Annotated in this window: 9 protein-coding genes; 4 read left to right on the top strand and 5 right to left on the bottom strand. The window is 60.4% G+C overall.

The genetic code is table 11. From position 1 onward, the window contains the following. Window positions 1-23 precede the first annotated feature (23 nt). Window positions 24-887 (top strand): aldo/keto reductase, encoded by an 864-nt coding sequence (locus ABGM91_RS05060; RefSeq protein WP_354834239.1) that lies wholly within the window; start codon window positions 24-26, stop codon window positions 885-887. Between the two features lie 34 nt (window positions 888-921). Here ABGM91_RS05060 and ABGM91_RS05055 read toward each other — a convergent pair whose 3' ends face one another. Then, window positions 922-2,133: a hypothetical protein gene (locus tag ABGM91_RS05055; protein ID WP_354834236.1), complete on the bottom strand. Its 1,212-nt coding sequence runs from the start codon at window positions 2,131-2,133 to the stop codon at window positions 922-924. 111 nt (window positions 2,134-2,244) lie between these two features. Continuing rightward, window positions 2,245-4,893, bottom strand: coding sequence for a DNA topoisomerase III (topB, locus tag ABGM91_RS05050; protein WP_354834233.1), 2,649 nt, complete (start codon window positions 4,891-4,893; stop codon window positions 2,245-2,247). A gap of 242 nt (window positions 4,894-5,135) precedes the next feature. Between topB and ABGM91_RS05045 the strand changes: the two genes are divergently transcribed. After that, window positions 5,136-5,573, top strand: a complete 438-nt coding sequence (locus ABGM91_RS05045) for a hypothetical protein (RefSeq protein WP_354834230.1) — start codon at window positions 5,136-5,138, stop codon at window positions 5,571-5,573. 52 nt (window positions 5,574-5,625) lie between these two features. Here ABGM91_RS05045 and ABGM91_RS05040 read toward each other — a convergent pair whose 3' ends face one another. After that, window positions 5,626-7,905: a glycoside hydrolase family 95-like protein gene (locus tag ABGM91_RS05040; RefSeq protein ID WP_354834227.1), complete on the bottom strand. Its 2,280-nt coding sequence runs from the start codon at window positions 7,903-7,905 to the stop codon at window positions 5,626-5,628. Between the two features lie 156 nt (window positions 7,906-8,061). Continuing rightward, window positions 8,062-9,633 carry a uroporphyrinogen-III C-methyltransferase gene (cobA, locus tag ABGM91_RS05035; protein ID WP_354834224.1) on the bottom strand — a complete coding sequence of 524 codons (1,572 nt, stop codon included), beginning with the start codon at window positions 9,631-9,633 and terminating at the stop codon, window positions 8,062-8,064. 89 nt (window positions 9,634-9,722) lie between these two features. Here cobA and ABGM91_RS05030 point away from each other — a divergent pair, with 89 nt between their 5' ends. Both ABGM91_RS05030 and ABGM91_RS05025 read left to right on the top strand, forming a co-directional pair. Then, window positions 9,723-10,181, top strand: coding sequence for a PepSY-like domain-containing protein (locus tag ABGM91_RS05030; RefSeq protein ID WP_354834221.1), 459 nt, complete (start codon window positions 9,723-9,725; stop codon window positions 10,179-10,181). A gap of 203 nt (window positions 10,182-10,384) precedes the next feature. Beyond that, window positions 10,385-11,056, top strand: coding sequence for a zinc metallopeptidase (locus ABGM91_RS05025; RefSeq protein ID WP_354834821.1), 672 nt, complete (start codon window positions 10,385-10,387; stop codon window positions 11,054-11,056). A 250-nt stretch (window positions 11,057-11,306) separates the two neighbouring features. Here the strand turns inward: ABGM91_RS05025 and ABGM91_RS05020 are convergent, their stop codons facing one another. After that, window positions 11,307-14,411: an efflux RND transporter permease subunit gene (locus ABGM91_RS05020; protein WP_354834218.1), complete on the bottom strand. Its 3,105-nt coding sequence runs from the start codon at window positions 14,409-14,411 to the stop codon at window positions 11,307-11,309. Window positions 14,412-14,415: the final 4 nt, after the last annotated feature.

Raw genomic sequence — 14,415 nt, 5'->3', positions numbered from 1 at the left:
GCGGAGGGTGCTTCATGAAGGGTATGAAAAACATCACTTCCCCCGGAGATACGCACCGGCTGAGCAACGGACTACCCATGCCCGTCATCGGTTACGGAACCTATCTGGCCCCGGACGGCACGGCGGGCGCCAGGAGCATTCTGGACGCGCTGGAAGCGGGCTACCGCCTCATTGACACGGCCAGCGTGTACGGCAATGAAAAAACGGTGGGCCGCGCCGTCAGGGAAAGCTCCATTCCGCGGGAGGAAATTTTCATCACCACCAAGGTCTGGAACACGGACCAGGGCTATAACACCACGCTGGCGGCTTTTGACGCCTCCCTGAACCGTCTTGGGACGGATTACCTTGACCTGTACCTGATTCACTGGCCCATCCCCGCCGGTTATGAAAAAGACTACCGGGAACTCAACCGGGAAACCTGGAAAGCCATGGAACGGCTTTACAAGGAAGGCCAGGTAAAAGCCATCGGCGTCAGCAACTTCCTCCCCCACCATCTGGAAGCCCTGATGGAGGAAGCCGAGATCATACCCATGGTGAACCAGCTGGAGATCAACCCCAGGTACCACCAGACGGAAACGGTCGCCTTCTGCCGGGAACACGGCATCCTGGTTGAATCATGGGGTCCCTTGGCCCGCGGCGGCGTACTGGAGGAACCCGTTCTGTGCCGTATAGCGGACAAGCTTAAAAAATCCGTGGCCCAGATATGCCTCCGCTGGGAACTGCAGCGCGGCATCGTGCCCCTGCCCAAATCCATGCACGCGGATAGAATCCGGGCCAATCTGGACGTCTTTAACTTCTCCCTGGACGGGGAAGACATGGCCCTTATTGACACGCTGGATGCCCCCGGCCATTACTCCATCCATCCGGACCATCCTTCCGAGGAGTAAGTTCAACGGTCTGCCGGACACGGGAAGCGCAGGCCTATTCCCTCCGCTTCCTGGCAGACTCCACCAGGCGTTGCCGGGCCTGCTGTCTGGCCCGTAATGCCTGTTCACGTTCCTTTTCCTTCGCCAGAGCCGTTTTCTTTTCGGAATCACGGAGTTTTCCGTAATGCAGGGGATCAAGATCCGCCTCGGTTTCCGGACCTTCATGATGGTACACGGGCAGACCGTCTGCGGCCAGCGCCACGTGGTAGTAATGGCCGTCCTGCCCCTTGGAATCCCTGCCCTTTTTGTCCAGGCGGGAGAGGATCACCGCATACCCCAGTCCCGGAGCGTTCATCAGCTTCCGCTGGTCGTCAAACAAAGCGGCCAGGCGCAGGTTGTCGTATTCCAGCTTGATGACGCCGCAGACCATTTTGCCCTCCGTATTCCAGTACATGGCCAGCTTTTTTCTTCCCAGGGAGTTCGGTTTGCACGTCTCGTAAGCTCCCTTGACGGGACGGGCTTCCATGACCAGGGAATAGTCCATGTTGCTGTAGGATTTCGCCTCCCTTGCGGCGATTTTCTCACCCGCAGGAAGCAGGGAGGAAACGGGGCCGCGCATCTCCGTCCGTTCCTCAAGCATATATGTTGAAGGGGTCAGCAGGCCCGTTCCGGCATCGTAGCAGGCAGAGAGGCTCCCCTGGTCCAGAACCATGTCAAAGCTTTTCTGGCCCCGTACGCTTTCCGGCCGGTTCTGCGGACGGTAATATTCCTGAATGCGGAACGGAGGTCCCTTGATAGCGGAGAGAGAGGTGGTACAGGCCAGCCCGTCAATTTTCCTGTTTCCGGTCAAGGTTCCTCCGGTTTTTTTCCGGGCCGTTTCGTTGTACCGGGGGGAGATGTCCTTTTCCACAGTCGTCCACGTTACCTTTTCCAGCTCTCTCATCAGGAACGGCCAAAGCATCGCGGCCAGCTTGAGGTCCCGCCGCGCTGCAGTACCCGTCAGGGAATTGACCAGAGCCGCGTCTTCCTCATCCAGACGGTTCAGTGGAATTTCCACACGCTTCCGGCCTGTTTTCAGGGCCAGTTTGCTTCCCGTGCAGGATTGGAAGCTGCCTTTTACCACGTCTCCAAGCTTGGATATCCATTCCCGTTCACCCGGAAAGGCATATTCCTCCGCCGGGGCGCCAACAGCGCCGCACCATACCAGCACAGCAATCAGAAGCAGTTTCATCGTCAGGGACACAGGGTTGCGGGTGTAGCCTAACACACGGGAACGCCCCGGAAAAAGCTTTTTCCCGGCCCTTTCCTGCTCCCTTGCCGGAAAGCCCCTTTCTGCGGCTGCCGGCATTCTTCCGCCGGCAGCTTTTGCTCACCGTTCTTACTGCTTGCGGGGCTTTTTGGGAGCAGCGGCGGTTTTGGCGCTCTTACCGGCGCTCTTGGCCGCAGTGGTTTTCCCCGTGGTCCTGGCAGCGGCGGTTTTGCCCGTTTTCACCGCCTTTTCCTTCTTGTCTTCCGCCTTCGCGGCGGTTTTCTTTGCGGGATATTTCTTTTCCCGCGGCGGGAATTCAAAGCCGATCTTGCCCGTCTTCGCGTTAAAGACCAGATAGGCGTCAAACGGGCGCTTGGTGCGCTGCGAGATGAAGCCCTTCAACAGGTCGGACTTGCCTTCCCCCAGAATCTTCAATACCTGGTCCAGCGGGATTTCACGGCCCAGGATGGTCCGGGATACGGAGACGGATACACTTTCCTTCCCGATCGTCAGGGAGGGCACCTTCCAGGCCTTGGCCGTTTCCATCACATCGTGTTCCCCCAGGTCCGGAATGGTCACGGAGGCCACCTTCACGGCTTCCTCCGTCCCGGCGGCGTCCTCTTCCTCACGGGCCGGGAAGTAGAGCGTGGCGCGGAATTTGTCATTGAGCTCCAGTCCCGCTTCAAAGGGCTTGCCGAACCGGGAGGTGAACCCGTGGAGGATTCCCGTCTTGCCGTCCACAATGAGGGTTTTCAGTTCTTCGTCCGTCATGTCGCGGCCGGAGATGACCTTGCGGATGCTGAACTTGCAGGAACGGCAGGAGACGGCGTCCAGCGTGTTTTTCAGGCCGTGGGCGTGGCAGGACGGGCAGTCCAGTTCGATTTCCGGCAATTCCACCTGCTGCTGGGCCTCCCGGAAGTCTTTCACCCTTTTCACGATTTCCCCGGTCAGCGTCTTGATGCCTTCCATGAAGGAGTCCCGCTGCAGGGCAGCCTGCTCCATCTGCTTGAGCTTGTATTCCCATTCCCCGGTCAGGCTGGGGGAGGTGAGCGTTTTCAGCCCGATGCGTTCCAGCAGGCCGATGAGTTCAATCCCGCGGCGCGTCGCCAGAAGGTCCCTGCCGTCACGGACAATGTATTCCTGGGAGATCAGGCCTTCAATGATGGAGGCGCGCGTAGCGGGCGTACCAAGGCCGCGCTCGCTCATGGCGGCGGCCAGTTCTTCGTCATGAACCAGTTTCCCGGCGCCTTCCATGGCCGCCAGCAGCGTGGCTTCATTGTACCGGGCGGGCGGCTTGGTCATGGCGTTGCGGATTTCAATTTCACGCACCGCGGCTTCCTCACCATCCTGCACGGGCACCAGTTCCTCCTTGCCGGAGGCTCCGGCCTTGCGGCCGTACACGGCCTGCCAGCCCGGCTCCACCAGCACGCGGCCCGTGGTCAAGAAGGCGTCCGTCACGTTGCCCCCGTGGGCGATGACCGTGGTTCTCCGCGTGTCTTCAAAGACGGCGGCGGGGAAAAAGACGGCCAGGAAGCGGGCCATCACCATTTCAAAAAGTTTCTGGGCGTCTCCGGTCAGCTTTTCAATCTTGCCCGTCGGGATGATGGCGAAGTGGTCGCTCACCTTCTTGGTGTCAAACACCCTCCGGTTGGGCTTGATGCGCTTGTTGTCCAGAATGTCCCTGGCAAAGGGGGAGAATTCCGGGTCCTGCTCCGCCACGGTGCCCACAATGCCGTACACCTTGCCCAGGTAGTCCTCCGGCAGGTAGCGGGAGTCCGTACGGGGGTAGGTGAGCACCTTGTGCTTTTCATAGCATTCCTGGGCAAGCTGGAGCGTGCGCTTGGCGGAAAAGCCGTAGCGGTTGGCGGCTTCCCGCTGGAGGGAGGTCAGGTCATACAGCAGCGGGGCAATGGTGGTGACGGGCTTCTTTTCCTCTGTCACGGTGCCGGATTTCCCGCGGCAGCGGTCGCGGATGACGGTCGCCATCTCGGAGTCCCAGATGCGCTCCGGGCGGGACTGCGCGTCATCGCTCTTTTTCCAGTCCCGGTCAATCCACCGTCCGGCGTAGGAACCCGCCTTCACGTCGAACTCCGCCCATACTTCGGAATAAGGCACCGGTTCAAACGCCTGGATTTCCAATTCCCGCTGCGTCAGAATGGCCAGCGTGGGGGTCTGGACGCGTCCGGCGGGGGTCACGTTGAACCCGCCGCGGGATTGCAGGATGGTGAGCGCCCTGGTGCTGTTCAGGCCCACCAGCCAGTCGGATTCGGAACGGCAGACGGCGGCATTCGTCAGAGGCTGCATATCGGCCTCGCTGCGCATGCTGTGCCACGCATTCAGGATGGCTTCATCCGTCATGGACTGCATCCAGAGGCGGCGCGTGGGCTTGGTCCATTTTCCGTAACGGACCATGTTATGGAAAATCAGTTCCCCTTCACGGCCCGCATCGCATGCGTTGACAATTTCCGTGACGTCCTTGCTTTTGGCAAGCTGAAGCACCTTTTTCAGGCGGTCTTCAGACTGCTTGATCGGTTCCAGTTCAAAAGCGTTGGGGATGACGGGCAGGTAGTCGAACTTCCAGGGGAGCGACTTGCCGCCTTCCGTCATGGGCTTTTTCTGCTCCAGCAGGTGGCCCACGGCGGACGTGATGATCGCGCGGTCATTCTGGTAATACGCCCCGGACTTGTCCCGGGTGAATTTTCCAAGCTCCTTGCCGAGCACCCTCGCCAAATCAGTGGCGACGCTCGGCTTTTCTGCTATGATTAAAGTTTTGGACATATTGGCGGCTCGGAAAAGTAAATGTGGTAAACAGTGGCGGCAGCGTTATCCGCATCATGGCGGCGCGTTGCATTTGGAGGTGAATTCCTACTCCCCTACCCCCCATCCCTGTCAATAACCAATTATGTATTCACGGAAAAAGCATCCTTTTTTATGCCATGAAGCGGGTTTTCCGCTCTTTTTTTGCCGGAAAAGCCGCGTTGCCCCCTTGTCAGCCGCATGGGGGCATGCTATTTCATGGGATGATGAAAACGAGCCTTTCCCGCGTCCTTTTTTCCGCCTGCGCCGCCCTGCTGGCGGCCTGTTCCCCCACCCCGTCCGACCGCATCGCGAAGAATATGCCGGCCTATGAACAATTGCCCCGGGAGCAGCAGGTCAAAGTGGCGCGCGGAGAGCTGGAAAAAGGCATGTCTCCCATGGCGGTGCTGCTGGCATGGGGAGAACCCGAACAGAAAATGACGGGCCGCATGGACGGCAAAAACACGGAACGCTGGATTTACACGAAGAGCGGCACGGGCTGGGCCGTGGGGCTGGGCGGCGGAGGCTTCCGCAGCCGGGATTCCGGCGTGGGAACCGGCATAGGCGTCACCATGCCGCTGGGCAGCCGCCCCCCTGTTTCCTACAATGTCCTGTTTGAGAATGGAAAGGTAATCGGCTGGGAAGCCGTCAGCGGCTTCTGAACACAGAGGCCGGCTGTACGGCGCTTTCCGTTTTCCCCATTCGGAACCGGGTTCAGGGAAGCCCGAACTTCTTGAGGTTTGGAGCCCGCACAGGAGCTACCACGGGTTTGGCCCCCGGCACGGCAAGCAGCAGCTCACTGTCCTTGGGCGGCGTCCCTGTCCAGTCTCCGGCGGCATCCTTCCTCATGGCGGCCGCTCCCGTTCCGCTGAGCCGCGCTTCCGGAGCGATGTCCGCCCTCAACCGCAGGGATTCTCCGGCCAGGCTTTTGACATGTATCCACCTGGTGGTTCCGTCCCGCCGTTCCGCGCTGACCAGGAATGCCCCTTCCGCCCGGAGATTGTGGAAGGAGACGTCCTTCCACGCGCCGGGGACGGCAGGCAGAACGTTGACCACATCATTCCAGCTTTGCAGAACCATGTCATGCAGGGAGGCCGCCCCGGAAAGGGGCGTCTCAATCACAGGCCACCGGCCTTCCCGGTACAGAGTGTTCGGGCGTATCCAGCTTTTAAGGCCGCCCATGATCTCCAGAGCGTCGTCACCGCGCAGCAGCTTGGCGTACAGGCTGGCTCCCCCCGTAAAGGAATATCCGCGCAGGCCGCTTTTGAGGCTGTGCCAGTGGCGGATGGATTTGTCCGCCAGTTCCGCTTCCTCCGGCCTGGAGGTGTCCACCAGATGGAGGGGATACACCATGAACAGATGGGAGTAATGCCGGTGCGGATTTTTGAAGGGAACTCCACGTCCCACCATATACCCGTTCCCGTCCACCGGGTAATCCGTCAAGTCCCGCAGGATGGATTTCCACTTGGGGATGAGGGGGTCCTTGATTCCCAGCCTCTCCGCGCTCCACAGCAGGGTCCGGCAGCCCCAGCGCAGCAGGGCAAGGTCATAGTTTGCATCCGGCGCCACCCCGTATTCCGGAGACAGGGTGGGAGGCAGGTGCAGTTTTCCGTCACTGCCCTTTTCCAGAAAGTGAATGTAATAGTTGATTGCACGCCTTAACAGGGGATAAACATCTTCCTTCAGGAACCTGTCATCCATCGTCATGCGGTAGTGCAGAAAGAGGTTGTGGCACGCCCACGGGAGGGAGCCCACTTCCGACTTGGAATCCGGTCCACCATCCGGCCTCCCTACGTCCTGGCGGCCATCCTGCCCGGCGGCCCGTGAAATACCCGCTGAGTCCGCCCTATATTTGGGAGCCACGTTTTCAATGAGGTTGTTCCGGTTTCTGCGAAGGCTCCCGGTCAGGGATTCCGCCGCTTCCAGACGGTTGCCCGTGTAGCACGGCCAATAGGTAAGCTGAACATTCAGGTTCCACCAGACGCCGGGCCAGGCATCCGCATCCAGCGCCAGCCAGGGCCCCTGCAGGTCCAGCACGGGGCCGCCGGAACGCATGCCGGCCCCGATCTTGTAAATCTGCGCCCAGTAGAAGGGGTCCCAGTAACTGTCCGGAATGGACAGGAAGGACTGGGGATAAAACTTGTGCCACCAGGCCCGGTGCGTATCCGTCAATGCCTTGGCCGGGAGCGCCGCCGCTTTTCTGACCATGCCCAGGGAACGCTTCAACGCCCCGTCATCCGGGTAACTGTGGTCCAGGCTGATGAAAAAAGTCTTCCTGCCTTTGCCGGAAGAGGTCTCCGTCCAGGCAATGGAAACGACGCCTTTGGGCCGCAAAGGCAGTTTCCACACGTTCGTCTTCTGGTTCACCGTGACCAGGCTGCCTTTCGGACCGGGAGCAGCACGGGGAGCCTCCCTCTCCTTCACTTTTCTTTCCCGGCCCCGGGGGCTTTCATTGATAAATCCGTTCCATTCCAATTCCGGAAGGGCCTTCCCCGCGGCGTCTTCAAGATCCACTACAATCAGGGGCTGTGTAGCATGGGTATAGGCGCGCAGGGCCAGCTCCCTGCCCCCCGCCGTCGTGACGGTTCCCCTGATTTCCGCATTCCACAGGTCAAGACGCAAATCCCAATCCTTGAGTTCCTCCTTGAAATCCAGGGAAAAGTAACCCAGCGGCACGCGGTAGCGCTTGTAGGACCAGTCCCCCAGGCCGTCATTGGGATTGTCCATGGGCAAATGTTCCTGGGCGTCCATCCGGGCCACATCCACACGGAGCTTCCCTTTTTCCCCGGCATCCCTCTTGATGTGCATGCCCATGAATCCGTTCCCGGTGAAGGGGGCATTGTCCCAATGATCCGGAGCTTTTTTCCAGACCATGTCTCTGGATTTCAGGAATTCCGGCCAGTTGATCTCCGTTTTCACCATGGACCCGGAGGGTTCCTCATCCGCCAGAACGGTTCCGGCCAGCGGCAACAGGGAGAAAACCAACACAACCATGCACCCCGCCCAGGCACGGGCACGCCGACGGCGCCCGCGAAACGGGAAAGAAATCAGGAAAGAGGGCGAATCCGGCATAAGTATAAAAATATCTTATGCTCTTTACAGGAATACTTCCCGTTCATCCAGCATTTTCAGCCGGATTTCTCCTTTTGCCTATTTGCCGGCGGCCTTGACGATAGCTTCCACCAAGCCGTTGATGTCATGCGTTTTTGCCGTAATCGCGGGAGCGTGCCCCAGTTCCTTCAGGGTATCCGTGGTCACGGGGCCGATGCTGGCGGCCTTGCAGCCGTCAGGCCAAGGCAAACCCAGCCGGAAGAAGTTTTCCGCGGTGGAGGAGCTGGTAAACGTCACGATGTCCGCGCCCCGCTCACGGAAAGCCGCCTGGGCGCCCGCCACATCCTCCGTTTCCGCCTCCGTCCTGTAGGCAATGCATTCATCCACGATGGCCCCGAGGGAAGTGAGGCCGTCATAAATCACCCGGCGCGCTTCCTCCCCGCGGACCCACAGGAAGGTGCTGTGTTCAATGCCGCCAATTTCCTTGCGGGCATCCTTGAAGGCTTTCACAAGGCCTTCCGCCACGTATTTTTTAGGCATTATGTCCACGGCCAGCCCGTATTCCCGGAGCTTGGCTTCCGTTCCCGGGCCGATGGCCGCAATCCTGGCCCCGCCGATGCTCCGGATGTCCTTGTACACGGCAAAAAAGGCCTGGAAGAAGCGCTCCACCCCGTTGGGGCTGGAGAATACCAGCCAGTCATAGGTGTGGGCGTGCACCACGCCTTCCGCAAATTCCCGTTTGTTGGCAGGCGGGGCAATGCGGATGGTGGGCATTTCCAGCACGTCCGCGCCCAGCCTGCGCAGGCGGGAACTGAGTTCCCCCGCCTGGGAGCGCGTGCGCGTCACCACGATGCGCTTTCCGAAGAGGGGAAGCCGTTCAAACCAGTCCAGTTGTTCCCGCTCCTTCACCACGTCTCCAATGACAACCACGGCAGGGGCCTCCAGGCCCGCTTTCAGGACCTTGGCGGGCAGAGTCTTCACCGTACCCGTGACCGTCCGCTGAAGCCCCGTGGTGGCCCACTGGATGGCCGCGGCGGGAGTGGACGCATCCTGGCCGAACCCGATCAGGGCCTCACACACTTCCGGCAGTTTCCGCATGCCCATCAGCATGACCTTGGTGCCCTGCGCTCCGGCGATGCCCTTCAGATCCAGGGAAGATTCCTTTTTGTTCACGTCCTCATGGCCCGTGAACACGGTGAACTGCGTGCAGTACTTGCGGTGCGTCACCGGAATGCCCGCGTACGCCGGCCCCGCAATAGCGGAGGTAATGCCCGGAATGACTTCAAACGGCACGCCTGCTTCATGCAGGGCCTCCGCTTCCTCCCCTCCGCGGCCAAAGACGTAGGGATCGCCGCCTTTCAGGCGCACCACCCTTTTCCCGGCGTTCCCCAGCTTGACCAGCAGGGCATTGATTTCCTCCTGGGGCAGGGCATGGCGGGAGGCGCGCTTGCCCACAAAAATCCGTTCACACGCGGCAGGGGCCCAGTTCAGCATTTCCGCGGAACTCAGCGCATCATATACCAGCACTTCCGCCGTTTCCACCAGCTCACGGCCGCGGACGGTCATCAGGCCGGGGTCCCCGGGACCCGCTCCAAGCAAATAAACAATACCCTGTTGCATGCTGCCATTCAACTCCATCACCCTCTTTTTGGCGACAAGAAACCCCGCCATGTCCGGATTCATTCCATTTATGGCTAAATTGTCACGGAGCATCCGCAAAAGTTTCTTGTTTTTCGAATAAATACAATTATTACGTATCTATGAACATTTCACGTATACTTACAGCTACTCTTGCCGCCGCGTTCACTCTTCCGGCTTTGGCGGATATTCCGGCCTCCCGCGTTCCGGCTCCCGTGAAGGAGCAGGTGCAGAAGCAGTATCCGAACGCCGGAGCCATCGAATGGGATTTCGACAACGACGAGGATATTTATGAAGCGGAATTCCGCCTCAACGGCCTGGAATATGAAGTAAAGCTTTATCCCGACGGCACCGTCTGCCTGGTCAAGGCGGACATCTCCCTCCAAAATCTTCCCGCTCCCGTTACGGCGGCTATCGCCCGTGATTTCCCGGGGTATGCGCCCCGCCGCGCCAAGCAGATTACCGCCAGAGGCGCCCTGAAGTACCGGGTGGACTGCCGTTCTGAAACCGCCGCCGTCCGGAAACTGGAGCTTTATTATGCCGCAGACGGCAAACTTCTTTCCCAGAAGGCGGACGATTGAACCGGCCGTTCTTCCGCATGTTTCCGTATGACAGAAGCCGGGAGGCCATCCCCCGGATGGCTGACACGGCATCCCCTGGATTCAACAAAGCCTTATGATATAAGGTCAAACTTGCAATGATTGAGTTATTCAATATCGACCTCCTTTCCTATACGGCCCAGGCGGCTGAAACCGCCCCGCAGCATTCCTACACCATTTATTGGATGATTCTGCTGGGCTCCATGCTGCTGAGCTGGCTGGTCAGCGCCCGCATGAAGAGCCGTTTCAGCGAGTATTCCCAGATTCCCATTCCGGTGACCGGGCGGGAAGTGGCGGAGCAGATGCTGAAGGACAACCACATTACGGACGTGAAGGTAATTTCCACGCCCGGCCACCTGACGGACCATTACAACCCGGCGGACAAGACCGTCAACCTGAGCGAATCCGTCTACAATTCCAACAGCATTGCCGCTGCGGCCGTGGCGGCCCATGAAGTGGGGCATGCCGTGCAGCACGCCCAGGCCTACCACTGGCTGGGCCTGCGGTCCGCGCTGGTGCCCATCGTCCAGTTCTCTTCCAACATGGTGAGCTTCGTGCTGATCATCGGCATTGTACTGCTGGCCATGGGCGGTTCCCCGTGGGTGCTGGGGCTGGGCATCGGCCTGTTTGCCGTCACTACCATCTTCGCGTTCATCACGCTTCCGGTGGAGTTTGACGCTTCCGCCAGGGCCCTGAAGTGGCTGGACCGCTCCCACCTGATGAATTATTTTGACCACGGAAAGGCCAAGAGCGCCCTGTTCTGGGCGGCCATGACCTACGTGGTGGGCGCGCTTTCCTCCCTGGCCATGCTGCTGTATTACGTGTTCATTTTCCTGAACGCGCGCGGCAGGAACTGACCCGGAGCACGGGCGCAGCGGAATACGGGTTTCCAGCCGATGCGGATAACAGGGCTTGTTCCCGCCCTTCCTCCGCGGGAGCCCGTCTTTCAGCCTTTTTCCGAAAAAAGGGGAGCACGGAAACGTGCTCCCCTTTTATTAACGCACCAGGCGCGGGCGGCGGTCCCCCACGACGGGGTTCCGTCTTCCCGCGCCCTTTCGCACCTTTTCGCGGCGGCCATTCCGGCCGCTTTTTGCGATCGTCCTTTCTTTATGCTTCTTCCGGCTGGTCCGTTTTCCTCTTTCCTGCCGTCAGGCGGAAGAAGAGGGGAACCAGGAAGATCGCCAGCAGGGTGGCCGTAATGATGCCGCCCAGCACTCCCGTGCCTACGGCGCGCTGCGCGCCCGCCGCCGCCCCGTGGGCGAAGGCCAGCGGAACCACCCCGGCGCCGAACGCCAGGGAGGTCATCAGGATAGGCCTCAGGCGCAGCTTGGCGGCGGTCACAGTAGCTTCCATCACGCCCATTCCCTCCCGGTAGAATTCCTTGGCCACTTCTACAATGAGGATGGCATTCTTGGCGGAAAGGCCGATGGTCGTGATCAGGCCCACCTTGAAGTAGATGTCATTGGGCATGTCACGCAGGAAAACGGCCAGCAGGGCCCCGAGCAGGCCCAGGGGCACCACCAGGATCACGGCCAGCGGAATGGACCAGCTTTCATAGAGCGCCGCCAGCACCAGGAAGACAATCAGGATGGACAGGGAGAACAGCAGGGTGGCCTGGGAGCCTGCCAGCTGTTCTTCATAAGACTGCCCCGTCCATTCAAAGCCCACGCCCTGCGGCAGGGAGGCGGTAATCCGTTCCAGGGCCTTCATGGCGTCCCCGCTGCTTTTGCCGGGCGCGGCGGAGCCGTTAATCGTGAAGGAGGGATAGTTGTTGTAGCGCGTGAGCTGGGGAGGGCCCGCCGTCCAGTCCAGCCGGACGAAGGAGGAGAGGGGCAGCAGCTTCCCCTGGTCATTGCGCACATGCAGGTCTTCAATGTCATTGCCGTTCAGGCGGCTTTTCCCGTCCGCCTGGACAATGATGCGGCGCACCTGGCTGCCGTGCATGAAGTCCCCCACGTAGCTGGACCCGAACATGACGGCCAGCGAGTTGCTGATTTCCGTGATGGGCACCCCCATGGAGAAGGCTTTTTCCCGGTCAATGGAGACGTGCAGGCGCGGCGTGTCCGCCTGGCCGGAGAAATAAACGCCCGCCAGGTTGGGGTCCGCATTGGCGCGGGCCAGAAGTTCGTCACGTGCTTCCACCAGACGGTCATAGCCCAGGCCGCCTATGTCCTGAAGGCGGAAGTCAAACCCGGAGGTGTTGCCCAGTTCCGGCAGAGCGGGCATGTTCAGGGCCATGACGAGCATCTGGCGGTCCCCGGCAAAGCGCATGTTGACGCGGTCAATGATTTCCTGGGCGGAGTTGCCGGGCCCGGTGCGTTCATCCCATTTTTTCAGGCCGATGAACAGGATGCCCATGTTGGTGCCGGAGCCCATGAAGCTGAAGCCGCCCACGGAGTAGGCGTATTCCACGGGTTCATGCTTCATCAGGTAGTCCTCCACCTCGCGCAGGCGGGTACTCGTCTCCTCCTGGAGCGTTCCGGCAGGAAGGGCCACCATCGTCATGAAGTTGCCCTGGTCTTCTTCCGGCAGGAAGGAGGTGGGGAGCGTCATGTACAGGTACCCGGCACCCGCAATGATGAGCACATACAGGAACAGGGAACGCACGGGGCGCTTGATAATTCCGGTCACGGCGCTGCCGTACCGGTCCGTGGACCGGTGGATTGTCCTGTTGAACCATCCGAAGAATCCCTTCTTTTCCTGGTGCTCCACGGAGGAAGCTTTCAGCATGGCGGCGCAGAGCGCCGGAGTCAGGGAAAGGGCCAGGAATGCGGAGAAGGAGATGGAGACAATGAGCGTTACGGCAAACTGGCGGTAGATGTTGCCCACCGCCCCGCTGAAGAACGCCATGGGGATGAAGACCGCCACCAGCACGGTGGTGATGCCCACGATGGCGCCGCCGATCTGTTTCATGGCCTTGACCGTGGCGCGCCGGGCATCCAGCCCTTCCTCCATCATGATGCGCTCCACGTTTTCCACCACCACAATGGCGTCATCCACCAGAATGCCGATGCTGAGCACCATGCCGAACATGGTAAGCATGTTGATGGAGAAGCCGGAGAGCCACATCACGGCAAAGGTTCCCAGCAGGGCGACGGGAACGACGAGCGTCGGGATGAGGGTGGCCCGGAAGTTCTGGAGGAACAGGAACATGACCAGGAATACCAGGATAATGGCTTCCACCAGGGTGGAGATGACCTTCTGGATGGAGATTTCCACGAAATGGGTGGTTTCATACGGAATCTGGTAGGAGACCCCGGCAGGAAAATCCCGGGCCAGTTCGTCCATCTTGGCCTTGAGCAGGCCCATGGTTTCCACGGCGTTGGAGCCCGGAGCCATCTTGATGGCCATGCCGGTGGCAGTCTGCCCGTTGCAGCGGGAGAAGAACGCGTAGCTGTTGGCGCCCAGCTCCACCCGAGCCACGTCCCCCAGCTTGACGGAAGAACCGTCTGAAAGCGTTCTCAGGGCAATGGAGGCGAATTCCTCCGGCGTGCGGAAGGCTTCCTCCGCCACCACGGTGGCATTGATGGGGGCGGAGTCGGAAACCGCCGCTCCGCCAATGTCGCCGATGATGATGCGCTCGCTCTGGGCGGCCACGGCGGTCACAATGTCCGTGGGCGTGAGCCCCAGCGCTTCCAGCTTCTCCGGATCAGGCCAGATGCGCATGGACGTTTCAGCGCCGAACAGCTCCACGCGCCCGACGCCTTTCACGCGCTTCAGTTCCGGGATGATGCGGGCGGAGGCCCATTCCCCCAGCTCCGTATCATTCAGGGCCCCCGTGGAGGAAAGGGAGATCATCGCCTGAATGTTGTTGGAGGATTTTTCCACGAACACCCCTTCCCTCCGGACGGATTCCGGCAGGCGGGATTCAACGATTTTCAGGCGGTTCTGGACTTCCACGGCGGCAATGTCCGGATCCGTCCCCTGCTCAAAGGTGGCGATGATTTCCACCATGCCGCTGGAGCTGCTGCTGGCGGACATGTACAGGAGTCCCGGCGCGCCGTTGATTTCCCTTTCAATGACGGCGGTGACGGCTTCTTCCGTGTCCTGGGCGGAAGCCCCCGGATACGTGGTGCGCAGGGAGATGACCGGCGGAGCGATGTCCGGATACTGGGCAATAGGCAGGCTGGGAATAGCCAGCAGCCCGATCAGGGAAATCAGCAGGGCTACTACCCACGCGAAAATGGGGCGGCGTATGAAGAAGTCAGGCATGGCG

The organism is Akkermansia muciniphila (genome assembly GCF_040616545.1).
GTDB classification, from domain to species: domain Bacteria; phylum Verrucomicrobiota; class Verrucomicrobiia; order Verrucomicrobiales; family Akkermansiaceae; genus Akkermansia; species Akkermansia muciniphila_E.
The sequence above is the reverse complement of the archived record's forward strand: the minus strand, read 5'-3'. Positions and strand labels throughout refer to the sequence as shown.

Bases quoted from the DNA above. Each gene is read 5' to 3' on its own strand.
- ABGM91_RS05060 (WP_354834239.1), top strand. From the start codon at position 24: ATGAAAAACATCACTTCCCCCGGAGATACGCACCGGCTGAGCAACGGA.
- topB (WP_354834233.1), bottom strand. From the start codon at position 4,893: ATGTCCAAAACTTTAATCATAGCAGAAAAGCCGAGCGTCGCCACTGAT.
- ABGM91_RS05045 (WP_354834230.1), top strand. From the start codon at position 5,136: ATGATGAAAACGAGCCTTTCCCGCGTCCTTTTTTCCGCCTGCGCCGCC.
- ABGM91_RS05040 (WP_354834227.1), bottom strand. From the start codon at position 7,905: ATGGTTGTGTTGGTTTTCTCCCTGTTGCCGCTGGCCGGAACCGTTCTG.
- cobA (WP_354834224.1), bottom strand. From the start codon at position 9,633: ATGGCGGGGTTTCTTGTCGCCAAAAAGAGGGTGATGGAGTTGAATGGC.
- ABGM91_RS05030 (WP_354834221.1), top strand. From the start codon at position 9,723: ATGAACATTTCACGTATACTTACAGCTACTCTTGCCGCCGCGTTCACT.
- ABGM91_RS05025 (WP_354834821.1), top strand. From the start codon at position 10,385: ATGATTCTGCTGGGCTCCATGCTGCTGAGCTGGCTGGTCAGCGCCCGC.
- ABGM91_RS05020 (WP_354834218.1), bottom strand. From the start codon at position 14,411: ATGCCTGACTTCTTCATACGCCGCCCCATTTTCGCGTGGGTAGTAGCC.